The sequence below is a fragment of the Rhodobacter flavimaris genome, from assembly GCF_021378075.1.
Lineage (GTDB): Bacteria > Pseudomonadota > Alphaproteobacteria > Rhodobacterales > Rhodobacteraceae > Rhodobacter > Rhodobacter flavimaris.
The window spans coordinates 203615-225904 of record NZ_JAJUOS010000006.1 but is presented as its reverse complement, the minus strand read 5'-3'; the positions used below and the strand labels follow the sequence as shown (position 1 = coordinate 225904).

Below are 22290 nucleotides of genomic sequence, written 5' to 3'. Positions count from 1 at the left end.
AGGAGGGCCCGCGCTTCCAGATCAATTTCCAGAACTGCGTCCATTGCAAGACCTGCGACATCAAGGACCCCAGCCAGAACATAACCTGGACTACACCCCAGGGCGGCGACGGACCTAACTACCCAAATATGTAACGGGTAAAATCGAGGAGGAATTCCATATGTCCGAACAGCAAGACACAGTCCCTCCCAGCAGCTCGGTTTCGACCGAGACCATCGCGCGGCAGGGCGCGGAATTCCTGGACCTGATGACGCGGTTACAGGCAGTCACGAAACGCTCGCAAGAGGCGGCATCGGCGAAAATCTCGGGGCAGGATTTCTCGATCGTCGATTACCGCAGCGTGGTCGAGGCCTATATGCGCGCGCTGCCGACCTTCTTCGAGCGCCCGCTTGAATCGGTCGAACTGGCGCAGCGTTTCTGGCTCGACTGGGCCAAGGCATGGCAGGATGCCTGGACCGGCGAGGGTGGCAAGGTCAGCGACAAGCGATTTCGCGACCGGCGCTGGAACGCCGATCCGGTGACGCGCGGCCTGCGCGACAGCCACCTCGCACTTGAGCGCGCGACGGAAGAGTTCCTGTCCGTCCTGCCGCAAGGCACGAAGGACAGCCTGCGGGTGCGGTTCTACACGCGCCAGCTGCTCAGCGCGCTTTCGCCCAGCAACTTCCTGATGCTCAACCCCGCCGCGCGTGAGCGCCTGCTGGAAACCGAGGGGCGCAGCCTGCTCGACGGGTTCCGCAATCTGGTGGAGGATCTTGAGCGCGGCGAGGGGCGGCTTGATATCAACACCAACGATGCCTCGGCCTTCGTGGTTGGCAAGGATCTGGCGGTGACGCCTGGCAAGGTCGTTTATGAAAACGACCTGATGCAACTGATCCATTACGAGCCGCTGACCAAGACGCAGCACAAGCGCCCGCTGCTCTTCGTGCCGCCGTGGATCAACAAATACTACATCTTCGACATGCGCCCGGACAATTCGATGGTGCGCTATATGCTCGAACAGGGGCACTCCGTCTTCCTGATTTCCTGGGTGAACCCGACCGAGAAACATGCCGAGCTGAGCTTTGAGGATTACATGAAGCTCGGCCCGCTGGCGGCGCTGGACGCGATGGAGAAAGCGACCGGCGAGGAGCGCTTCGATATCCTGGGCTTCTGCATCGGTGGCATCCTGGTCACAGCGACGCTGGCACTGCTGGCCGCGCGCGGCGACAAGCGCATCGTCACCGCGACGACGCTTGCGACGATGGTCGATTTCACCAACGTGGGCGAGGTCGGCGTGTTCATCGATCGCGACCGGCTGGCGGCGCTGCGCACCCATATGGCTGAGCATGGCTATCTTGAGAACTACCACCTTCAGGACATGTTCTCGATGATCCGCGAGAACGATCTGGTCTGGTCGTTCCACGTCATGAACTACCTGATGGGGCAAAAGCCCCCGGCCTTCGACCTGCTGTACTGGAATGCCGACAGCACGCGCCTGCCGGCGGCCATGCTGCTGTGGTATCTCGAGAAGGTCTATATCGAGAACGGGCTGCGCCAGCCGGGCTACCTGACGCTGGATGGCACGCCCATCGACCTTGGCAAGATCGAGGTGCCCTTCTTCGTGCTGGCCACGAAAGAGGATCACATCGCGCCTTGGACCTCGATCTACCCCACGACGCAGCTTCTGGGCGGCGATGTGACCTTCGTGTTGGGCGGATCGGGCCATATCGCGGGGGTGATCAACCCGCCTGCGGATCGCCCGAAATACGGCTACTGGACCCGCGACGACTATCCCGAAAAGCCCGAGGACTGGCTCGCGGGTGCGACGCAGCATTCGGGTTCGTGGTGGCCCGCATGGGCGAAATGGATCGACGCCCATGACGAGGATGAGCGTGTTCCGGCGCGGCGTCCCGGCAAGGGCGGCCTGAAGGTCATCGAGGACGCGCCGGGCAGATACGTTCTGGCCAAGTAAGGGCCGGAAGACGCGGGACGGGCGCTGAAGTCACCGAACCCCCGCACGAGAGAAATTTCGCGCAACGCCATCCCCTTGGGGGTGGCGCAAGGAGGCTTGACGCCTGGCCAGGGGGCTGGGGCTGCACCCGACGCGCGGACAACCCGCCGGGACGCGAAGTCTCGGGTGCAAGTGTCAGCGCGGCGGCGAGGATGCCGCCCGCCTCAGAAGGAACTTTCGCGTGAAGCACAACATCTATGACATTGGTCTTGATCAGAACGCCGCCAACTATGTGCCGCTGACCCCGGTCAGCTTCATGGCCCGCACCGCGTGGATCTACCCCGACCACACCGCGGTCGTTTACAACGACATCCGTCGCACCTGGGCCGAGACCTACGCGCGCTGCCGCCGTTTCGCCTCGGCGCTGGCCGCGCGCGGGATCGGCACGGGTGACACCGTCTCGATCATCGCCGCCAACATCCCCGAGATCTACGAGGCGCATTTCTCCGTGCCAATGTCGGGGGCGGTGCTGAACACGATCAACACGCGACTGGATGCCGAGGCAATCGGCTTCATCCTCAACCACGCCGAAACCAAGGTCTTCCTCGTCGATCCCGAATTCGCCGAAGTGGCCGAGCGCGCCGTGCATATCGCGGGCCGTCGCGATATCCTCGTGGTCGATATTCTGGACCCGACCTTTGAAGGCGGTCGCCGTATCGGACAGGTCACCTATGACGAGATGGTCGCCTCGGGCACCGAGAGCTTCGAATGGAAGCCCCCGGCGAGCGAGTGGGACGCGATCAGCCTGAACTACACCTCGGGGACGACGGGCAACCCCAAGGGCGTGGTCTATCACTACCGGGGCGCGCATCTGAACTCGCTGGCCAATATCGCGACCTGGCAGATGGGCGACACGCCGGTTTACCTGTGGACCCTGCCGATGTTCCACTGCAACGGCTGGTGTTTCCCCTGGACCATCGCCGCCGCCGCGGGCACCGTGGTCTGCCTGCGCGCCGTGCGCGACGAGCCGATGCTGCGCCTGATGAAGGAAGAGGGCGTGACCCATTTCTGCGGCGCCTCGGTTGTTCTGGCGCTGCTGGTTCATGCCGATTCCGCGCTCAAGGAAGGGTTGCAGACCGGCATCAAGGTGCTGACCGGCGGCGCCCCGCCGCCCGCGATCATCATCGAGAAGATGGAAGCGATGGGTTTCGAAGTGACCCATGGCTATGGCCTGACCGAGACCTACGGCCCCGCCGTGACCTGCGCCTGGCATCCCGAATGGGACGCGAACAGCCCGGCCGAGCGTGCGCGTCTCAAGGCGCGACAGGGCGTGCGCAACATCGCGGCCGAAGGGCTGATGGTGGCCGATCCCGACACCCAGCAACCAGTGCCGCATGACGGCCAGACTATCGGCGAGATCTTCATGCGCGGCAATAACGTGATGAAGGGCTATCTGAAGAACCCGACCGCGACCGACGAGGCCTTTGCCGGCGGCTGGTTCGCCTCGGGTGACCTAGGCGTCATGCATCCCGATGGCTATATCGAACTGAAGGACCGCTCGAAGGACATCATCATCTCGGGCGGCGAGAATATCTCGTCGATCGAGGTCGAGGACGTGCTTTACAAGCATCCCGACGTGATGGAGGCCGCCGTGGTCGCCCGCCCGCACGAACGTTGGGGTGAAACCCCCTGCGCCTTCGTCAAGCTGCGCGCCGGGGCGACGGTGAACGACGCTGAGCTGATCGCCTTCTGCCGCCAGAACATGGCCCACTTCAAGGCACCCAAGACGGTGATCTTCTGCGACCTGCCCAAGACCTCGACCGGCAAGGTGCAGAAATTCGTGCTGCGCGAGCAGGCGCGCGGGCTGGACCTGCAAGGCTGATCGACAGCCAGGGACGCCCCCTCAGCGGGGGGCGTCCAATGCCTCGGGGTTTATCACGTGGATCGGCGCCCCCGCGCTAAAGGCGGCGATCTGGTCGTAGATATCGCCAAATTGCAGATCCAGCTCGTCTTCGGTGACAAAGCCGATATGTGGCGTGGCGATTATATTGGGATGGGTCAGCCGCGGATCGACCGGGGCGGTCATCGGTTCGCGGTCGAAGACATCGAGGCAGATCGTGCCGGGTCGCCCCGCCGCAAGTGCCGCGTCCAGCGCGCCTTCCGCCAACAGTGCCGCGCGCGACGTGTTGACGAGGATTGCCCCGGGTTTCATGGCGCTCAGGTCCTGTGCCGTCACGATGCCGCGCGTTTCCGGCTTGAGCCGCACGTGCAGACTGACGACATCGCTTTGGGCAAAGAACGCCGCGCGATCGGGGGCCACCGTTTGCCCGTCTTGCGCGGCGCGCGCGCGTCCAGCCTCGGAGCCCCACCACCAGACCGACATGCCGAAGGCGTGCGCATAGTCCGCCACCTTCTGCGCGATCCGGCCATAACCATAAAGCCCGATCCTTCGGCCTTCGAGGCTTTGGCCCACGCCGCATTGCCAGTTGCCCGCGCGCAGGCTGGCGATCTGATCTGGTAACCGGCGCGCACCGGCCAGAATGAGCGCAAAGGTCAGTTCCGCCGCAGCGGTCGAGGCCCGTCCCTCGGACTGGTTCGAGCTGAGCACAACGCCATGCCGCGTGCAGGCCGCCACGTCGACATGTGGATAGACGCCGCGCTGCGAGATCAGGCGCAATTTGGGCAGCCGCGCCAACAGCGCCTCGTTTACGGCCGTGCGTTCGCGAAACAGCACAAGTACTTCGGCATCCGCCAGCCGATCAGCCAGAATTTCTATATCCGCGCAATGGTCCGTCCAGACGGTGACCTCGCGGCCGACAAGCTTCTCGAAGCTGCGAAGATGGCGCAGCGTGTCGAACCAGTCGTCAAGGATATGAACCTTCATTCGCGCCCCGCGTGCATGGCTCGCAAGGCGCCAGAATGACGCGGGACCCCCTGAGATTCCAGCCAAAATTCTTGCCCGAAACGGGGGCGCCGTGGCAACCTGACGTTAGGGGAGGACATCCGATGGAAGTAGGGGATAAGGCCGAGCGCAAGAAGCTCGACGCCGCCGAACTTGGCGCGATTGCACATCTTTACCGGGGAGAAGTATATCGCTCGACGATCTGGCGAACGCGGCTGGATACGACGACGAACTGGGCGGTGGTGACGCTCGGGATTGCGCTGTCGATCTCCTATTCCTCGCCTGCCGCCTCGCCCTTGCCGCTGATCCTCGTGGGGATCCTGATCATCTTCTTCCTGATGCAGGAGGCGCGGCGCTATCGCTATTTCAACGTCTGGCGCGCGCGCTGCCGCTGGCTTGAGACGCATTTCTTCGCCCCCATGCTGCATGATGGTGACCTGCACATGGAGGATGGCTGGCAAAAGACCCTGGCCGAGGATTACTGGGCGCCGCGCTATCATGTCTCGCTGTGGGTCGCGATTGGTCGCCGCATCCGGCGTAACTACTTTTGGATATTGCTGATTCAGACGGCGGCATATCTGGGCAAGCTGCTGGTTCACCCCGATCCGCTGACCCATGTCTCGCAATTAGCCGAGCGCGCCGCGATCGGGCCGATCGGCGGGGGCTATGTGCTGGCGATGGGCGGGCTTTACTGCTGCGTCTGGGGGGTTGCGACCCTGTTGAGCTGGCGCAGCGATTCCGCTCGCGCCCGCCGCCGCCGCGACCGTACCGGAATGGGTTAAGCGCGCCGTTTTCCGCGGCGTTGCCATCCAGCGTTCCGGGTGAATGCAATCCCTGCGCGAAAACTCGGCAGACAAGGGTGATATACTTTAAGAAAGATTAAGGCATACTGGCGGGAGCGAACGGAGACGAACAGGGAGACCGCCTTATGGCTGCGAAAGCGCATACCCGCTCGGCGAAATCGACGATGGGGTCGAATTCGGATGATGTGATCCACGGGACTGAACTCGATGACGTGATCAAGGGGCGACCGGGCAACGATCATCTCTTTGGCGAGGGCGGGGATGATGTGCTCAAGGGTGGTCCGGGCGACGATACCCTCAATGGCGGGTCGGGCGACGATCTGCTGATCGGCGGGCCAGGAGAGGACACTTTCGTCTTCAATTTCAAGGTCGAGAGCGGCGAGGGCTTTACGCTCGTGGGCACTTTTGTGCCGACTCCGGGCCTCGACATGGGTGGGTTCATCAACGAGTATTTTGGCGGACAACACGATAATGGCGAATACTATGGTTTCCTCGCGCCCTTGATCGAACAGTATGAGGTGGTATCGTTCTACGAATGGGTGGCAAGCGACAGTGATGATCCGTTGGTCGGCAACCTCGACGATCCAGAGCAATACACGCTCAGCAACGGCAACGTGATCCATTACGAGGACCAGATCTACATTCCATCCGTAGACGGCGGGACATCAATCCTCACGTCGGACGGACACGACACCATCGCGGATTTCCAGAGTGGCGTGAACACGCAAGACACCATCGTTCTGAACGGCCTGTCTGAGCTGACCGACGAACAGCTCGACGACCTCTTCGATCTTGCAACGGTCGACACCGATGGCGATGGTGTTGAGGATGCTTCGGTCCTGAGTTGGGGTGACGGGATGGGCTCGATCACCATCGGCGGCACGATCGAATGGGGCACGGATGTGATGGCCTTCTTCAGCGACGATCAGGTTCTGCTGGCCTAAGTCCGCGCAGAGCGATTCAGCCTCGGTTCAGGACTTTGACAGATCATCGTGCGGGATGGACCTTGGAGCCGGTTTCGTGTTGTGATTCAGTAAACCGACCAGGCCGCCGAGAGAGGGCATGATGGCAATTGCGAGGACACAGGCGCCGTCTGAATTGCGTCAGACGCTGTGGTCCTCGGCGCGCAGCTTGCTGGCGGTGGCGCTGTTTAGTGCCGTCATCAACCTGCTCATGCTGACCGGGCCGATCTTCATGTTGCAGATCTACGACCGGGTGATCGGCGGGCGCACCAGCAGCACGCTGGTCGTGCTGTTCATCATCGTGGCCTATCTGTTCCTGATCATGGGCGTGCTTGACTTCGTGCGGGGTCGGGTGCTGGCGCTGATCGGTGCGCGGCTGCACGACAGCCTCAGCCCGCGCGCGCTGGCGGCATCGCTTGCGCTGGCCGGGCGCGGGGATACCAGACCGCTGCGCGATCTGGCGCAGGTGCAGGCGGTCTTCGCTTCGCCCGCGCTGGCGGCGCTGTTCGATCTGCCTTGGACCCCGATCTTCCTGATCATGCTCTTCCTGTTCCATCCGCTTCTGGGCTGGTTCGCGCTTGGCGGCACCGCGCTGGTTCTGTTGCTTGCGCTGTTCAACCAGCGCGTCACGGCGCGCCAGCAGGCGGTGGCCATGCGCTCCAACCTTGAGGCCGACGCCCGCGCGCAGATGATGGAGGACGAGATCGAGACGATCCGCGCCCTTGGAATGCGTGGCGCGCTGTCGGATCTGTGGCAGGGCGCGCGGCAAGAGGGGCTGGAGGCTACACTGCGCGGCGCGCATCGCGGCGGCGCGATCACGGCGGCGACGCGGGCGACCCGGCTGCTGCTGCAATCGGCCGTTCTGGCGCTTGGCGCCTGGCTGGTGCTGCAAAACGAACTGACGGCGGGGGCGATGGTCGCGGCCTCGATCCTGCTTGGGCGCGTGCTGGCCCCGGTCGAGCAGACGGTGGGGCAGTGGCCGGTGATGCAGCGCGGCCTGATCTCGGCCCGCGCGCTTGATCGCGCCTTGGCCGCGGCGCCCGAGACGCCCGCGCCGATGCCGCTGCCCGATCCGGCGGCGCTGATTTCGGCCCATGGCGCGGCCTACCTGCCGCAGGGGCAGTCGCGGCCCTTGCTGCGCAATGTGACCTTCAGCGCGCAGGGCGGCGATGTGGTGGCGGTGATCGGCCCATCGGCCTCGGGCAAGACGACGCTGGCGCGGATGCTGGTGGGCCTCTGGGCGCCGACCCATGGCGAGATCCGGCTGGGCGGCGCGACGCTTGAGCAATACGAACCCGACCGGCTGGGCCTGATGCTGGGCTATCTGCCGCAGCGCGTTACGCTGTTCGCGGGCACCATGGCGCAGAATATCGCGCGTTTCCAGCCCGATGCCACGCCCGAGGATATCGTGGCGGCGGCGCAGGCGGCCTCGGCCCATGATCTGATCCTTGGCCTGCCCAACGGTTATGACACGCGCATCGGGGATCGCGGGAATGAGCTGTCGGGCGGGCAACGCCAGCGTATCGGGCTCGCGCGCGCCTTCTATGGCGACCCGGTCGTGCTGGTGCTCGATGAGCCGAATTCAAGCCTGGACGAGCCCGGCCTGCAGGCGCTGAACGCGGCGATTGCAACGGCGCGCGACGCGCAGAAAATCGTCTTCGTAATGTCGCACCGGCCCTCGGCGCTGGCGGTGTCGAACAAGGTGATGATGATCGAGGGCGGCGTGATGCGCGCCTTCGGCCCGCGTGACGAGGTGCTAAGCCGCTTCGTCAAAAACAGCCCAAGCCTGATCAGCGCGGCCGGCCGAAAGCAGGGGGACGGTTGATGACCTGGTCCACCACGCGCCTCATCACCGTCGGCCTTCTGACCATCCTGCTCGGCATCGGCGGGTTCGCGGCCTGGTCCGTCGCGACCGAGATCAACGGCGCGGTCGTTGCTATGGGGCAGGTCGAGGTCGAGGCCCGGCGCCAGACCGTGCAACACCCCGACGGTGGTCTTGTTGCCGCGATCGAGATCCGCGACGGCGATCTGGTCGAGGCCGGCGCGCCCCTGATCCGTCTGGACGGGACCGAGCTTGAGGCACGCCAGTTGCTGCTGCGTCGCGGCCTTTTCGAGACGCTCGCCCGGATCGACCGGCTGAGCGCCGAGGTGCTGGATGCGGACGCCCCCGACTATCGCGGCGAGTTGCGCGATGTCGCCGCGGCGGATGCCGAGGTGGCGCGGGTTCTGGCCTCGGAAACCGCGCTTTTCGCCTCGCGTCGCGACACCATGGCCCAGACCCTCGCGCAGCTTGAGGAGCGCAAATTGCAGGCGCAGGCGCAGATCGAAGGTTTCGGGCGTGAGATTGCGGCGGGTGAAACGCAGCTGAACCTGATCGAAAAGGAACTTGCCGATCAGCAATCGCTCTATGAACGCGGGTTGACGCAGTTCCGTCAGGTCTCGGCATTGCAGCGCGAGGCCGCAAGTCTTGAGGGTCAGATCGGGCGCCTTCAGGCCTCGGTGGCCGAGATCAACAGCGCCCGCGCCGGGTATGAGATCGAGGCCCTGCGTCTGTCTGCCGCGCGGCGGGAAGAGGCGCAGAACGAGTTACGCACGCTTGAGCCGCGCGAGATCGAGCTGCGCGAGAACCTGCGGGTGATCGAGACCGCGCTATCGCGCCTGATCCTGCGGGCGCCGATGACCGGGCGCGTGCTGGACCTGAAGGTCTACACCATCGGCGGGGTCATTGCGCCGGGCAGCGACATCGCCACCATTGTCCCGGCCGATACGCCGCTGATCTTCGTGCTGCGCATCGACCCGCGCCAGGTGGACCGGTTGCAACCGGGACAGGGCGCGCTGCTGCGTTTCCCTAATTTTGATAGTCGCACGACGCCTAGCTTTTCGGGCGTGTTGCGCAGCGTCTCGGCCGATACGGTCAGCGATCCGCAAAGCGGCGCGGTCTTCTACACGGCCGAACTGACCATCGCCGAGGAAAGCCGTGCGGCGCTGGATGGCTTCGGGCTGCAACCCGGGATGCCGCTGGAGGCCTTCATCCAGACCTCGGCGCGCACGCCCGCCTCGTTCCTGCTCAAGCCGATTGCCGATTACATGTCTTACGCGTTGCGCGAAGAATGAGCGCGGAGTGAGCCGATGGAAATGCTCTCGGGGGATCGCGGCAAGAAGGCGCTGATCGCGGTTGCGCTGGCGGGGCTTTGCTTGGGGCTTTTGCTGCACTTCAGCGGGCAGGAGGCGCCCGCGCGATGGGTCTGGGCGGCGGGCGTCGCGCCGGTTCTGGCGGCACTGGTCTTCGAGATTGCAGACGGCTTGCGGCGGGGTGAGTTCGGCCTCGATATCGTTGCGGCGCTGTCGATGTCTTCCGCGCTGATCTTCGGCGAGACGCTCGCCGCCGCCGTCGTGGGCGTGATGTATGCGGGCGGCACCTTTCTGGAAAGCTATGCCGCAGGGCGCGCCCGCCGCGAGATGCACGATCTGCTGTCGCGCGTGCCGCGCAGCGCCACCCGGCTAAGCGATGGCAAGCTTGAGGTCGTTCCTCTGGATGCCATCGTTCCGGGCGACCGGCTGCTGATCCGGCAGGGCGAGGTTGCGCCTGTCGATGGCACGCTCTTGTCGGATATGGCGATGCTCGACACCTCGGCCCTCACCGGGGAATCGCTGCCCGTGCGCGCCGCCGCCGGGGCCGAGGTCATGAGCGGTTCGACCAATGCCGGCGAGGCGTTCGAGCTGCAGGCCACGCGGATCGCCGCGCAAAGCACCTATGCCGGGATCGTGCGGCTTGTCGAAGAGGCGCAGCGTTCCAAGGCGCCGATGGCGCGGCTGGCCGACCGCTGGTCGCTTGGCTTTCTGGCGGTGACGCTGGTGCTGGCGGGGCTGGCGTGGTGGCTGACCGGCGATCCGATCCGCGCCGTTGCGGTTCTGGTTGTGGCAACACCCTGTCCGCTGATCCTGGCGGTGCCAGTCGCGTTGGTCGCGGGGCTGTCGCGGGCGGCGCATTACGGCGTGTTGATCAAGGGCGCCAAGCCGCTTGAGATGCTGGCCCAGATCCGCACGCTGATCCTCGACAAGACCGGCACCCTGACCGAGGGGCGCCCGCGTATCGTTGCCGTGCAAAGCCGCGGCACGCTGGAGGAAGATGAGATCCTGCGGCTCGCGGCCTCGCTCGATCAGGCCTCGCAGCACCCGGTGGCACAGGCACTGGTGCAGGCTGCGCGCGAGCGTGGCTTGGCGCTGTCGCTGCCGACCGAGGTTGCCGAGATCCCGGGCGAGGGCGTTCTGGGTCATGTCGACGGGCGGCACGTTCTGGTCGGCGGCGATCGTTTCGTGACCGAGCGGGTGGGCGATGGCGCCCTGCCGGACAATGGGCTGATGGCGGGCGCGGTTCTTGTGGCGCTTTCGGTCGATGGGCATCTGGCGGGTCACCTGATCATGGCCGACCCGCTGCGCGAGGGCGCACGCGAGATGCTCGATGCGCTGCGCGCGCTTGGCGTATCGCGCATCCTTCTGGCCACGGGGGATCGTGCCGATGTGGCCGAGCGCGTGACCGAGGGGCTGGGCCTTGACGGTCTGCGCGCCGGGCTGACGCCCGATCAGAAGGTGCTTCTGGTGTTAAGCGAGCGCAAGGATGGCGCAGTGGCCATGGTTGGCGACGGGGTCAATGACGCGCCCGCTTTGGCTGCGGCAAATGTCGGCATCGCGATGGGGGCGCGCGGTGCGGCGGCCTCGGCCGAGGCGGCGGATGTGGTGCTTCTGGTCGATAGTATCGACCGGCTGCGGCCGGGGCTTGAGATCGCGCGCGGGGCGCGTGGCATTGCGATCCAGAGTGTCTTCATGGGAATCGGGCTGTCGGTCTTGGGGATGGTCGCGGCGGCGCTTGGTTATCTGACGCCTGTCGAAGGTGCGTTGATCCAGGAAGTGATCGACGTTCTGGCGATTCTGAATGCGCTACGGGCCTTGCGGATTCGCCCTGCGCCTGTTGCCGGAATGGCCGCCTGAACGCCCCTCCGCGTCGGCGGATAATGGCGGCGTCACCAAGGGTTGCATTGACGCCGCTGCCGCGATCTGCGATGCGGCGTGCCTCTTGATGGGGAGGGCCAGATGCCGGACAAACCGCTCGAACGCGCAGAACTTGAGCTGCTGAACGTGATCGCCCAGTTTGGCGATATCGATCGCGATTCCCTCTCGGTCGAGGCGCGCGGCAAGGGGCTTGAGGTTGGCCGTCCACTGGTCCGCCTGAAAGAGATGGGCCTTGTCGAAGAGCACGAGCATCGCCCGTTTTTCCTTAGCCGGATGTTCGGGGCCAAGGTGGTGATGAAGCTGCGCCTGAGTGCGGCGGCGCAGGCCCTGCTTGCGCCCGCCCCGCCGGAAGACCCCGCGCCCGCGCCGGAAACCCCGGAGCCCGCCGCTCTGCCCGAAGCAGCGTCTGCGCCGGACGCCGAGCCGGAAATCGCACCTGAACCGGCGCCGGTCGAAGCGCCTCCCGCCGCTCCTGTGCGCGCCGCCGCACCCAAGGCGCCGAAGGTCTCGGTTTCGGTCTTTACCGAGGATCTCGGCGGCACGCCGTCGGACGACACGCCGACTCTCGGCGCCGAGGTCGATCCCGAGGTGCTGGCCGGAATGCGCGAGCTGCTCGAAGGGTTCGGGATGGAGATGACCATGGCGGGCGAGGCACTGGCCGCCGACCGCATGGCGCGCGGTGCCTCGGTGGGCGAGGCGCTGACGCAGGTCGTCATGTTCACCTTCGCCCATGCGGTGCGCTACGACGTGCAATCCGAAGGCGAGGTGCAGGCGCTTGGCCTGAACGATTACGCCATCGAGGTGATGCGCGAGATCGAGAAGTTGCGCGATGCCGGCGTGATCGGCGAGGAGCGTTTCGAGCAGGATATGCACCGCCTGTGGGATCTGGTGCAGGGCGGCGAGGAACGTCTGGCCCGCGCCGAAGAGATGCTGCTTGACCCGGTCGGCGGGGCCGCTCCGCCCGCGCTCCTGCCCGAAGATCTGCGCCGCGCCGAGGAAGGCTGAGGTATCCGCAGGGCGCAAATGCGCTGACCATTCGATAAGAATTTTGCTCCGGGCCCCTTGCCAGTAATACGCCGGTGCTATCCTTTACGTCGGGTTGAAAGACCTGACTATTCCATCTGCCGCCCGGATTCGGCATAAGTCGCCGGAAAGGAATCGCGATGCCGCAATCACTTCAAGCAATCGCCCGCCAGTCGCTTTTGCTGGCCAACGTTCCGGCCCATGCGTTGGACCGCATCCTGGCGCAGGCCCGGATGCGCGATCTTGAGCGCGGCGCGACCATCTTCTTGCAGGGCGAAACCGCGACCGGCGTCTATATCGTCGCCGATGGCTGGGTAAAGCTTTACCGCATCGCGCCCAACGGCGCCGAGGCGGTCGTGGGCGTCTTCACCCGTGGCGACAGCTTCGGCGAGGCGGTGGCCTTCAAGAACGACCCTTATCCGGTGTCGGCGGAATGCGCGACGGATTGCCGCCTGATCCGTATCGACACCGACGTGATCCTGCGCCTGATCCAGAACGAGCCCGAGCTTGCCGTCGCGCTGCTCTCGGCGACTTTCGCGCATCTGCATCGCCTTGTCGGCCAGATCGAGCAGCTCAAGGCGCAGACCGGGGCGCAGCGGGTTGCGGAATTCCTGCTCGAACTCGCGCCCTGCACCGAGGGGCAATGCGAGGTGACGCTGCCCTATGACAAGGTGCTGATCGCCGGGCGTCTGGGGATGAAGCCCGAAAGCCTGAGCCGCGCCTTCGCGAAACTGCGCGAACAGGGGGTGCGAATTCGCCAGAACGTGGCGGTGATCGACGATCTTTCCCTGCTGCGCGACTATTCCGAGGAAGACCCCGCGACCGCCTGGTCCAAGCCCTGATCGCTCAGGCGATCAGGTAAAGCCCCAGCAGGCCCGCGCAATAGATCGCCAGCACGGTTGAGAAGCCGCGATGCCAGAAGGGCGCCTGCGCAAGCCCGAGGTAACGCGACAGGATGATCCGCGCCTTGGCCCAGGCCAGCACGAGGATCGCGGCCCCCGCAAGGGTAATCCCCAGCCCCTCGATCCGCGCGACCGAGGTGGCGATGACGGTCGAGCCAAGCGACAGCCCCACCAGCCAGACCCAGGCGCGCATCAGCGGATCGGACAGCAGCTTCATCGCTTACCTCAACAGGTAGATCGCCGGGAACAGCAGCACCCAGACGAGATCGACCATGTGCCAGAAGGCGGCGCCGACCTCTACCGTGCGCGGCGTGCAGCGGATGCCGACGAGGCCCAGGATGAAGATCCCGGCGACGACATGGGCGGCATGAAATCCGGTCATCAGGTAGTAGAAGGTGAAGAAGGTATCGGTGTCGATCCCGATCCCTTGCCGGGCCTTTTCAAGATATTCGAAGGCCTTGATCACGAGGAAAACGACGCCAAGCAGAGAGGCCGCCACAAGCCAAAGCCGGGCGCGGGCGATCCGGCCATGTTCGGACGCGCGTACCGCCAGCGCGGCGAAGAAGCCCGAGGTGACCAGGACCAGCGTATTGATCCCGGCGGCGGCGCGATGCAGGTGATCTTGCGCGCTCGCAAACCCCGCCGGATCGGTGATCCGCACCCCGAGGAAAGCCGCCAGCCCCGCGCCGAAAACAAGCAGCTCGGACACGATCAGCACCCACATCATCAGATCGCCGGGAAGCTGTTCGAGCGGATGGTCCTCGGGTGTGGTGTCGGTCATGCTCCCACCAGTTGCCGGTAGATCTCGGGGAGGGCGGCGGTCAGGTGATCGGGATGCGGGATCACGGCGAAACCGCCGCGCCCGAAGATCCGCGGAAACCAGGATTTGCCCTCGCGGTCGATGGTAATGCCAAAGACCGAATGGCCCGCGCGGCGCGCCTCGAGCACGGCCATGCGGCTGTCCTCGATACCGTGGCGGCCCTCGTAGTGGTCAAGATCGTTGGGCTTGCCATCGGTGATTACCAGCAACAGCCGCCGTTTGCGCGCTTGGCCCGATAGCTCGGCCGAGCTGTGGCGGATCGCGGCGCCAAGCCGGGTGTAGAAGCCCGGCCGGAGCGAGGCGATCCGCTCCTCGATCGCGGGGCCCATCGGCTCGCCGAATTCCTTGCAGCCAAGCATGTAGACCCGATTGCGCTTGAGCGACGAGAAGGCATGGATCGCGAAATCGTCGCCGCAGGCATCGAGGCCCCAGGCCAGTGCAGCCAGTGCCTCGCGTTCGATGTCGATCACGGCGCGGCCTGACACGGCGCTTTCGGTCGAGCGCGATATGTCGAGCAGGATCGACACCGCAAGGTCGCGCTTGAGCGGTCGGGTCTGGCGCCAGATCCGCTCCGACGCCTCGCCGGTGGCCAGCAGGTCGGCGCGCGAGCGCACAGCGGCCTCCATGTCCAGCTCGTCCCCGTCCAGATGCCCTGAGGTCGAGATGCGACCGGGTCGCAGCGCTTCGAACTGGCGCTTGACCGCGCGGATGCGGCGGTTGGCGCGCGGGTCCGCACTGGGGGGCGGCGCATCGGGGCGGATCTCGGCGGGGCTGGCGAAAACGCTGCAATGATCGGGCAGGTAGGCGCCCGTGCGCACGTCCCATTCGGGGTAAAGGAACTTGCCCGCCAGCCGCTCGCGGTCCACGTCTTCGGGCGCTAGATCCAGGTGCAGCTTGAGCCGCGTCGCCGGCGCCTTGGAGATCTGCCCCAGCCCGATCTCTTCCTGATCGTCAGCAGCTTTCTTGGCGCTGTCGGGATCGTCGTCATCGACCCGGCGGTTGAGGTTGATGAACTCGGCCCAGCTCAGGATCGCTTCGAACTTGTGCAGGATGAAGTTGTCCTTGCGCTCGATCTGGTCGGCCTTGCGGCGCCGGGCGCGGTGGGTCTTTTCGCTGGGGTTCTCGTCGATGAGGTTTTCGGAGTCGGCATCGCGCGTCTCGACCGCATTCTCGGCCGAACTCTCCACCCGGCGCAGATCGGGCCAGAGCGAGACCGGGCGCGCGGGCTGGTAGCCGCGCGGCGTGGTCAGGGTTTCCAGCCGCCCCTCTTTCATCGCGGCTTCATAGCTGCGCGCCAGATCGGGCAGGGGGGTGGCATCGCCAAGCGTCGCGCGGATCAGCGCCTCGACGGCGGCTTCGGCTGCGGGCAGCGTGGGGCGCGGGCGCAGCGCAAGGGTTGCTGCGCAAAGATCAGAATAAAGGCTGCGGAAGCCCGGCGCCTCGGTCAGCGTGTCGGCCACCATGCGGCGGGCCAGCGCAAGGCGCGCCAGATCGGCCTGCAACAGATCCTCGGGCAGGGTGGCGCCGCACGGTGCGCGCGCCGCAATCGCCGCCAGCCAGATATAGGTCGCGGCATTGGCCTCGCGCGCGGGGAAAAGGGACAAGGAGACGGGAAGGCGCAGGGCCTCCCCATCCAGGCTTGCGCGCGGGAGGGACTCGGCCTCGGTTCCCAACCGGCGCAGGAAGGACAGCCGGTGGCGGCTGACCTCCTCGGACACCGGCCGGATCTCGCAGGCCGCGGCGCCTCCCAGGGCGCGGAATAGGACTGCCAGCCGTCCGCCGACCTCGGAGAGGTCGACACGGGCTCCGTCATACGCCTCAGGGGCGTCAAAACGGCTGGCAAGGGCGTGCCATAGTTTCCCGACGCTTTCTTCGGGTTCCCATGGCTCGAAGTCGATCCCGGTCACGGCTTGCCTCACCCGAAAATGGCCGTAACGAGATCGCGGAGCCCGCGTTTCACATCCTCATCATCCGAAAGCGGTTCGATCATCGCGGTGTCGATGGCCCGCTCGATCGGCATGCCGCGCGCGATCAGCGTGGCGGCATAGACGACAAGACGGGTCGAAACCCCTTCTTCCAGATCCTGCCCCTTGAGGCCACGCAGCTTGCCCGCCAACCGCACCAGCGGCTTGACGCGTTCCTCGGACAGGCCGGATTCGCGGGCCACCACGGGGATTTCGTGCTGCGGGGCGGGGAAGTCGAACTCCATCGCGACGAAACGCTGACGGGTCGAGGGTTTCAGGGTCTTGAGGATATTCTGATAGCCGGGGTTGTAGGAGGCGACCAGCATGAAGCCGGGCGCGGCCTCCAACTCCTCGCCGGTGCGGTCGATCGGCAGGATCCGGCGGTCGTCGGTGAGCGGGTGCAGCACGACGGTGACGTCCTTGCGCGCCTCGACCACCTCGTCGAGATAACAGATCGCGCCTTCGCGGACGGCGCGGGTCAGGGGGCCATCGACCCAGACGGTCTCGCCACCCTTGAGCAGGTAGCGACCGATCAGGTCGGCGGCGGAAAGGTCATCGTGGCAGGCGACCGTGTAGAGCGGCCGGCCAAGCTTGGCCGCCATATGGGCGACGAAGCGGGTCTTGCCACAGCCCGTGGGGCCCTTGAGCAAGACGGGAAGATCGCAGGCGGCGGCAGCGGCAAAGACGTCGCATTCGTCGCCCTGGGGGAGGTAGAAGGGGGCGGCAGCCCCCTCCTTCGTGATGTTATGCGCGTTCATATCCTGTTGTCCTGTCTTGGGTTGCATCACTCGGCCGGAGCACCCGCCGCGATCACCTCACGCCGCGGCATGGCGAGCGCGTAGATGAACAGGGCAGCACCCAGCACCACCGCCACGCCCGAGCCGAAGCGCATGACGTAGAACACCCAGAGCTGTTCCTGCACGTCCATGAAGCCGTCGCCCAGAACCCGCTGCATGTGCGTCTGCACCGTGCCAGCGAAGGTCAGCGTGAAGGTCATGAAGGTCATGCCGCCCGCCATCAGCCAGAACGAGGCCATGTTGAGCACCTGGTTGTAGGGGTCGCGGCCGCGCATGATCGGCATGGCGTAGCTCATGATCGCCAGGTTCAGCGAGACATAGGCGCCGAAGAAGGCGAGGTGGCCGTGGGCCGCGGTGATCTGCGTGCCGTGGGTGTAGTAGTTCACACCGTGCAGCGTGTGCAGGAAGCCCCAGACGCCGGCGCCGAAGAAGGCAAGCGTCGCACAACCCAGCGACCACAGCAGGGCGGCCTTGTTGGGGTGGTCACGACGGCCTTTCCAGACCATGACGAAGGCGAAGGCCATCATCGCGAAGAACGGGATGATCTCGAGCGAGCTGAAGATCGAACCGATCCACTGCCAGTAGGCCGGGGTGCCGATCCAGTAGTAGTGGTGGCCCGTGCCCAGGATGCCCGAGAATAGCGCGGCGGCGACGATGACATAGAGCCACTTCTCGACCACTTCGCGGTCCACGCCCGTCAGCTTGAGCATCAGGTAGGCGAGGATCGAGGCCATGATCAGTTCCCACACGCCTTCAACCCACAGGTGGACGACATACCACCAGTATTGCTTGTCGAGCGCGAGGTTCGACGGGTTGTAGAAGGCAAACAGGAACAGCAGCGCCAGACCCCACAGACCAAGCAGCAGGATGTTGGTGATGGCGGTCTTGCGGCCCTTCAGCACCGTCATGGTGACGTTGTACAGGAACATCAGCGCGGCGACGACGATGCCTGCCTTGACCCACAGCGGCTGCTCAAGGAACTCGCGGCCCTCTTTGCCCAGCAGGATGTTCCCTTCAAACAGGTTGAAGGTATAGGTGATGACCGCGCCAAGCGTGCCCACGACCATGATGATCAGCTGCAGATAGGCCAGCTTGACCGAGTGGATCTCGCGCTCGGCTTCTTCCGGAACGAGGAAGTAGGCCGCGCCGAAGAAGCCGGTGATCAGCCACACGACAAGCGCGTTGGTGTGCAGCATCCGCCCGATGTTGAACGGAAGCAGTTCGGAGAGGAAGTTCGGCGAGACGTAGATCCAGCCGATCACGAGGCCCATGACAACCTGGATCAGGAAGAGGCCCAGTGCCACGCCCATGTAGGCGAGAGCGATTTTTTGCGATTCGTATTTCATGATCGTTCTCCCTTAGCCCGCATCATTCGGGGGCCAGTCCTGAGCATCGATCGTGTCGGCCCAGAGCAGGAAGTCCGCGAGGTTCTGGTATTCCTCGTCAGACAGGTTGAATTGCGGCATCTGACGACGCCCTTCAATGCCCGTGGGCATCGCATCCATCCAGGCCTTCAGCGATTCCATCGCTCCCGTGTGGTCCTCGGGGTCGATACCCCAGCGGGTCATCACGTTGACCAGTTCAGGCGCAAAGTAGGCACCTTCACCCATCAGCGTGTGGCAGTTGATGCAGGCTTTCTCTTCCCAGATGCGCTTTCCCTTCTTCACCGAGTCGGTGAGGGTAGCTTCGTTGGTCGAGACGTTGCGGATGTAGAGATGGCTCTGGGCTGACAAGCCCAGGAAGATGATGATGAAGAACAGTGACCCGCCATAGAATATGTTTCGGGCCATGCTCTTGGTCATGACTTCGCGCATTGCGCTCTCCTTTTCGGAGCGGTTGATCGGTATGCCCAAATGACAGGGCTTGGGGGGTGGCTGCCTTAACGAAAGTCAATCGTTCGTGAACTGGCGTGATCACGGGCGACGAGGTGGGGCAGGCGGGGCCGGTTCGCGCGGTGCGCGCGGGGCGGTCAGGATCGGTGCCATCGCCACCAGCGCAAGGCCAAAGCCCGCCAGCCACGAGAGGCCTGCCGCAAGGGTCAGAAGTGGCTCGAGCGTGCCCGTTTGCGGTGCCAGCCAGCGCAGGATCGCGGCCAGCGGGATCAGTGCATAGGCCATCGCCACGGGGCGGGGTGCGATCAGCGGGCGCCCGGTGTGGCCGAGGCTTGCGCGGCTGAGGACCGACAGAATCATCCCCCCGGTCCCACCGATTCCCAGCAGGTGAATCGCCGCGATTTCCGAGCCGACCCCGATCCACGCCAGCCCAAGCGCAATCAGTCCAAGCCCGAGAAGTCCGTAGGACAGATGCATCGTCCACAGGATCGCGAAGGGGCGCGTCCAGAGACCTTGCCAGCGCGAAAGCCGGATCAGCGCCAGTGCCCCGGCGATGCAGGCGGCCGCGCCCGGAATGACCTCAGGGATCGGCAGGGCCGCCAGCGCCGCCGTGGCGATTGCGGCGGCGCTGCCCGCAAGATCAAGCTGCCCGCCGCTTGCGGGCAGGTCGTGCTCGCGCCCGGTGCGGATCATCGCGTTGCGGGTGAAGGCGGGGGTCACGCGCCCGCCAATCACCGCGATCAGGGCGACCAGCGCCAGCAGCGCAACCCGCAGCCCGCGCCCGGCATCGCCCCAGGCCCAACCCATCCAGTCGGCCTGAACCAGCAACTCACCCGTCCAGATCAGCGCCAGAACCGCCAGCAGGATGACGTTCTGCGGCTTGGGTCGTTTGAGCAGCAGCATCGCGAGTCGCGCCCCCAGAACAGGCAGGAAAGCGAGGCAGACGAGTGCGACAACAAGGGGCGGCAGCTGACCCGAAAACCACACCGCGAATCGCGCCGCCAGCCACAGCGCCGCGGCCGCGCCAAGGAATCGCGCCCGCGCCCCGTCGGCCCCGGTCCAGTTCGGAACGGCGGTCAGGAAGAACCCGCCAACGGCCGCCGTGGCGAAGCCGAAGATCATTTCATGCGCGTGCCAGTGCATCGCGGCGGGAGCAAAGGGAAACTCGGGCAGGCCAAGACCGAACTGGTCCGCGCTATAGATCCACAGCCAGATGCCAAGCAGAACGACCGCACTGATCAGTGTGGCGAGAAAGAAGATCCTAAAACCTTCCGAGAGGATGCGTGCAAATACGCTCATAGGGGTGCCTTCCAAGCTCTGGATCGCGCGGCGACCCGAAAACGACATGTCTCCCAAACCATGAGTCCCCCGCCCGCCTCCGACCTTAACGAAAGTCAAAATCCGGCGTCTTGGAGAGGCTGCGGCCTAACATATTGTAATGGATCGATGTTTTGGCGGCGCTTCGGGCAATGATCTGCGCCTCACAGAAACTTGACTTTGGTCAATGTATCGCAGGCGCTCTCCGGGCAGTGTCGCACCTGCCTCATCGCCCCCACAGGAGAGTGATCATGTCACTTGAGAGAATTACGAAACGCTTCGGCCTGGGCTCGGTCGCCAGCCTCGCGGTGCTGCTCACCGGCGTGGCGCTGCCTGCCTTCGCCCAGGAGGCCCCGACGCTGAGCCCGGAAGCCTTCGAGCATTCCAAAGAGATTTACTTCCAGCAGTGCGCGGGCTGCCACGGTGTTCTGCGTAAAGGCGCCACCGGCAAGAACCTCGAGCCGCATTGGAAGAAGACCGCAGCCGATGGCACCGTGACCGAAGGTGGCACGCTGCAACTGGGTCAGGAACGCCTTGAAAAGATCATCTCCTTCGGTACCGAAGGCGGGATGAACAACTTCTCGGACATCCTGTCCGAGCAGGAAATCAAGGACATGGCGACCTACATCCAGATGGATGCGCCCAAGCCGCCGGAATTCTCGCTCGAGCAGATGAAAGCCAGCCGCAAGGTCTATGTCGAGCCGGCCGATTACCCGACCGAGCCGCTGCACGGCCGCAACTGGGAAAACTTCTTCGTCGTCATCGAGCGTGACGTCGGCAAGGTTGCCATCATCGACGGCGACACCAAGGAAGTCGTGACCCATATCCCGACCGGCTATGCCGTGCACGTGATCAAGGCCTCCGAGCACCACAACGTGGAGCACACCGAGAACCCGGGCCGCTTCTGGTACACCATGGGCCGCGACGGCAAGATGACCAAGATCGACCTCTGGCAGACGCCCGAGAAGATGCTGGTCGCCGAGGTCGATATCGCCCACGACGCGCGTGACGTGGCCGTTTCGGGCGACGGCAAATACGTGATCGGTGGGGGCTACTGGCCGCCGCACTTCGTGATCGCCGACGCCGAAACCATGGAGCCGCTCAAGGTCGTCTCGACCCGCGGTATCAACGTGGACGGCAACTATGTGGAAGAGGCCCGCGTGGCCGCCATCTACACCACTCCGAACGAGTCGAGCTTCCTCGTCGCCGTGAAAGAGCTGGGCCAGATGTGGCAGGTGGACTACTCCGACCTCGACAACCTGCGCATCGAGGAAATCAACTCGGCCAAGTTCCTGCACGATGGTTTCTTCGACACCACCGGCCGTTACTTCCAGATCGCGGCGAACGCCTCGAACAAGATGGTCGTGGTCGATACCAAAGAGCGCAAGCTTGAAGCGATGATCGACGTCGGCGCGCTGCCGCACCCCGGCCCGGGCGCCAACTGGGATGACCCGAACTGCGGTCCGGTCGCCGGCACCACCCACTTGGGCGAAGGCACCGTGACCGTTTGGGGCAACGACCCCGAGGGGCATGCCGACCAAGCGTGGAAAGTCTGCTACACGGTCGAGACGGACGGCCCCGGCCTGTTCATCCGCACCCATCCGAATTCGAAGTATGTCTGGGCTGACCAGACCAAGCACCCGGATCCGGAAGTTCAGCAGTCGATCCAGGTCATCGACAAGGCCACCGGCGAAATCGCCAAGACCATTCAGGTCACGGACGAAACCGGTAGCGCCGCGGTGCACTTCGAGTTCAACAAGGACGGCACCGAGGTGTGGGTGTCCAAGTGGAACATGAAGGACTCGAAAGAGCCGAACGGCGAGATGGTGATCTACGACGCCGAGACGCTGGAAGAGAAAGCCCGCGTGAAGGGCCTCTATGCCCCGACCGGCAAGTTCAACGTCTACAACCGCACCAACCACGTGACCTGATAACGGTCCACGTGCAGCGGGCCGCCTCGGATACCGGGGCGGCCCCCTTTTCTTCCCATGCATAGGGCTGGACGGGTGCTGCCAGACGCCAAGACCC

Annotated in this window: 19 protein-coding genes; 11 read left to right on the top strand and 8 right to left on the bottom strand. The window is 64.9% G+C overall.

Features of this window, described 5'->3' with window-relative positions:
• The 3 genes from LZA78_RS10035 to LZA78_RS10025 form a co-directional block, all read left to right on the top strand.
• Window positions 1–134 (top strand): 4Fe-4S dicluster domain-containing protein (locus LZA78_RS10035; protein ID WP_233676591.1); only part of this gene is annotated, 134 nt, incomplete at its 5' end.
• Between the two features lie 26 nt (window positions 135–160).
• Window positions 161–1951, top strand: coding sequence for a PHA/PHB synthase family protein (locus LZA78_RS10030; RefSeq protein WP_233676795.1), 1791 nt, complete (start codon window positions 161–163; stop codon window positions 1949–1951).
• A gap of 220 nt (window positions 1952–2171) precedes the next feature.
• Complete coding sequence (locus tag LZA78_RS10025) at window positions 2172–3812, top strand: acyl-CoA synthetase (protein ID WP_233676794.1); 1641 nt, start codon at window positions 2172–2174, stop codon at window positions 3810–3812.
• Window positions 3813–3833: 21 nt separating this feature from the next.
• On the opposite strand, the gene LZA78_RS10020 is transcribed toward LZA78_RS10025, so the two are convergent.
• Window positions 3834–4814, bottom strand: a complete 981-nt coding sequence (locus LZA78_RS10020) for a D-2-hydroxyacid dehydrogenase family protein (protein ID WP_233676793.1) — start codon at window positions 4812–4814, stop codon at window positions 3834–3836.
• 122 nt (window positions 4815–4936) lie between these two features.
• Here LZA78_RS10020 and LZA78_RS10015 point away from each other — a divergent pair, with 122 nt between their 5' ends.
• From LZA78_RS10015 to LZA78_RS09985, 7 genes are all read left to right on the top strand, one after another.
• The gene (locus LZA78_RS10015; protein WP_233676792.1) at window positions 4937–5614 is read left to right on the top strand and encodes a DUF2270 domain-containing protein; all 678 of its coding nucleotides are present in this window, start codon (window positions 4937–4939) and stop codon (window positions 5612–5614) included.
• 146 nt (window positions 5615–5760) lie between these two features.
• Entirely contained in the window at window positions 5761–6579 is an 819-nt protein-coding gene (locus tag LZA78_RS10010) for a calcium-binding protein (RefSeq protein ID WP_233676791.1), read from the top strand.
• Between the two features lie 154 nt (window positions 6580–6733).
• Window positions 6734–8422: a type I secretion system permease/ATPase gene (locus LZA78_RS10005; RefSeq protein ID WP_233676790.1), complete on the top strand. Its 1689-nt coding sequence runs from the start codon at window positions 6734–6736 to the stop codon at window positions 8420–8422.
• Window positions 8422–9711, top strand: a complete 1290-nt coding sequence (locus LZA78_RS10000; RefSeq protein WP_233676789.1) for an HlyD family type I secretion periplasmic adaptor subunit — start codon at window positions 8422–8424, stop codon at window positions 9709–9711. The genes LZA78_RS10005 and LZA78_RS10000 overlap by 1 nt, the downstream gene beginning before the upstream one ends.
• A gap of 15 nt (window positions 9712–9726) precedes the next feature.
• Complete coding sequence (locus LZA78_RS09995) at window positions 9727–11586, top strand: heavy metal translocating P-type ATPase (RefSeq protein ID WP_233676788.1); 1860 nt, start codon at window positions 9727–9729, stop codon at window positions 11584–11586.
• A gap of 102 nt (window positions 11587–11688) precedes the next feature.
• Window positions 11689–12612 (top strand): hypothetical protein, encoded by a 924-nt coding sequence (locus LZA78_RS09990; RefSeq protein WP_233676787.1) that lies wholly within the window; start codon window positions 11689–11691, stop codon window positions 12610–12612.
• Between the two features lie 158 nt (window positions 12613–12770).
• Window positions 12771–13472, top strand: a complete 702-nt coding sequence (locus LZA78_RS09985) for a Crp/Fnr family transcriptional regulator (protein ID WP_233676786.1) — start codon at window positions 12771–12773, stop codon at window positions 13470–13472.
• A gap of 4 nt (window positions 13473–13476) precedes the next feature.
• Here LZA78_RS09985 and LZA78_RS09980 read toward each other — a convergent pair whose 3' ends face one another.
• From LZA78_RS09980 to LZA78_RS09950, 7 genes are all read right to left on the bottom strand, one after another.
• Window positions 13477–13749, bottom strand: a complete 273-nt coding sequence (locus LZA78_RS09980) for a nitric oxide reductase F protein (protein WP_233676785.1) — start codon at window positions 13747–13749, stop codon at window positions 13477–13479.
• A 3-nt stretch (window positions 13750–13752) separates the two neighbouring features.
• Window positions 13753–14313: a cytochrome c oxidase subunit 3 family protein gene (locus LZA78_RS09975; RefSeq protein WP_233676784.1), complete on the bottom strand. Its 561-nt coding sequence runs from the start codon at window positions 14311–14313 to the stop codon at window positions 13753–13755.
• Window positions 14310–16259 carry a nitric oxide reductase activation protein NorD gene (locus LZA78_RS09970; protein ID WP_233676783.1) on the bottom strand — a complete coding sequence of 650 codons (1950 nt, stop codon included), beginning with the start codon at window positions 16257–16259 and terminating at the stop codon, window positions 14310–14312. The genes LZA78_RS09975 and LZA78_RS09970 overlap by 4 nt, the downstream gene beginning before the upstream one ends.
• 8 nt (window positions 16260–16267) lie before the next feature.
• Window positions 16268–17074 carry a CbbQ/NirQ/NorQ/GpvN family protein gene (locus tag LZA78_RS09965; RefSeq protein ID WP_233676782.1) on the bottom strand — a complete coding sequence of 269 codons (807 nt, stop codon included), beginning with the start codon at window positions 17072–17074 and terminating at the stop codon, window positions 16268–16270.
• A gap of 26 nt (window positions 17075–17100) precedes the next feature.
• Window positions 17101–18459: a cbb3-type cytochrome c oxidase subunit I gene (locus tag LZA78_RS09960; RefSeq protein WP_233676781.1), complete on the bottom strand. Its 1359-nt coding sequence runs from the start codon at window positions 18457–18459 to the stop codon at window positions 17101–17103.
• A gap of 12 nt (window positions 18460–18471) precedes the next feature.
• Window positions 18472–18927, bottom strand: coding sequence for a c-type cytochrome (locus tag LZA78_RS09955; protein WP_233676780.1), 456 nt, complete (start codon window positions 18925–18927; stop codon window positions 18472–18474).
• A gap of 99 nt (window positions 18928–19026) precedes the next feature.
• Window positions 19027–20244: an NnrS family protein gene (locus LZA78_RS09950; protein ID WP_233676779.1), complete on the bottom strand. Its 1218-nt coding sequence runs from the start codon at window positions 20242–20244 to the stop codon at window positions 19027–19029.
• Between the two features lie 269 nt (window positions 20245–20513).
• Between LZA78_RS09950 and LZA78_RS09945 the strand changes: the two genes are divergently transcribed.
• Window positions 20514–22193 carry a cytochrome D1 domain-containing protein gene (locus LZA78_RS09945; RefSeq protein ID WP_233676778.1) on the top strand — a complete coding sequence of 560 codons (1680 nt, stop codon included), beginning with the start codon at window positions 20514–20516 and terminating at the stop codon, window positions 22191–22193.
• Window positions 22194–22290: the final 97 nt, after the last annotated feature.

Excerpts from the sequence above, each read along its gene's own strand:
- LZA78_RS09965 (WP_233676782.1), bottom strand. The coding sequence starts at position 17,074 with ATGAACGCGCATAACATCACGAAGGAGGGGGCTGCCGCCCCCTTCTAC.
- LZA78_RS10020 (WP_233676793.1), bottom strand. The coding sequence starts at position 4,814 with ATGAAGGTTCATATCCTTGACGACTGGTTCGACACGCTGCGCCATCTT.
- LZA78_RS09955 (WP_233676780.1), bottom strand. The coding sequence starts at position 18,927 with ATGCGCGAAGTCATGACCAAGAGCATGGCCCGAAACATATTCTATGGC.
- LZA78_RS10000 (WP_233676789.1), top strand. The coding sequence starts at position 8,422 with ATGACCTGGTCCACCACGCGCCTCATCACCGTCGGCCTTCTGACCATC.
- LZA78_RS09980 (WP_233676785.1), bottom strand. The coding sequence starts at position 13,749 with ATGAAGCTGCTGTCCGATCCGCTGATGCGCGCCTGGGTCTGGCTGGTG.
- LZA78_RS09985 (WP_233676786.1), top strand. The coding sequence starts at position 12,771 with ATGCCGCAATCACTTCAAGCAATCGCCCGCCAGTCGCTTTTGCTGGCC.
- LZA78_RS09945 (WP_233676778.1), top strand. The coding sequence starts at position 20,514 with ATGTCACTTGAGAGAATTACGAAACGCTTCGGCCTGGGCTCGGTCGCC.
- LZA78_RS09995 (WP_233676788.1), top strand. The coding sequence starts at position 9,727 with ATGGAAATGCTCTCGGGGGATCGCGGCAAGAAGGCGCTGATCGCGGTT.
- LZA78_RS10010 (WP_233676791.1), top strand. The coding sequence starts at position 5,761 with ATGGCTGCGAAAGCGCATACCCGCTCGGCGAAATCGACGATGGGGTCG.
- LZA78_RS10015 (WP_233676792.1), top strand. The coding sequence starts at position 4,937 with ATGGAAGTAGGGGATAAGGCCGAGCGCAAGAAGCTCGACGCCGCCGAA.
- LZA78_RS10030 (WP_233676795.1), top strand. The coding sequence starts at position 161 with ATGTCCGAACAGCAAGACACAGTCCCTCCCAGCAGCTCGGTTTCGACC.
- LZA78_RS09950 (WP_233676779.1), bottom strand. The coding sequence starts at position 20,244 with ATGAGCGTATTTGCACGCATCCTCTCGGAAGGTTTTAGGATCTTCTTT.
- LZA78_RS09990 (WP_233676787.1), top strand. The coding sequence starts at position 11,689 with ATGCCGGACAAACCGCTCGAACGCGCAGAACTTGAGCTGCTGAACGTG.
- LZA78_RS09960 (WP_233676781.1), bottom strand. The coding sequence starts at position 18,459 with ATGAAATACGAATCGCAAAAAATCGCTCTCGCCTACATGGGCGTGGCA.
- LZA78_RS09975 (WP_233676784.1), bottom strand. The coding sequence starts at position 14,313 with ATGACCGACACCACACCCGAGGACCATCCGCTCGAACAGCTTCCCGGC.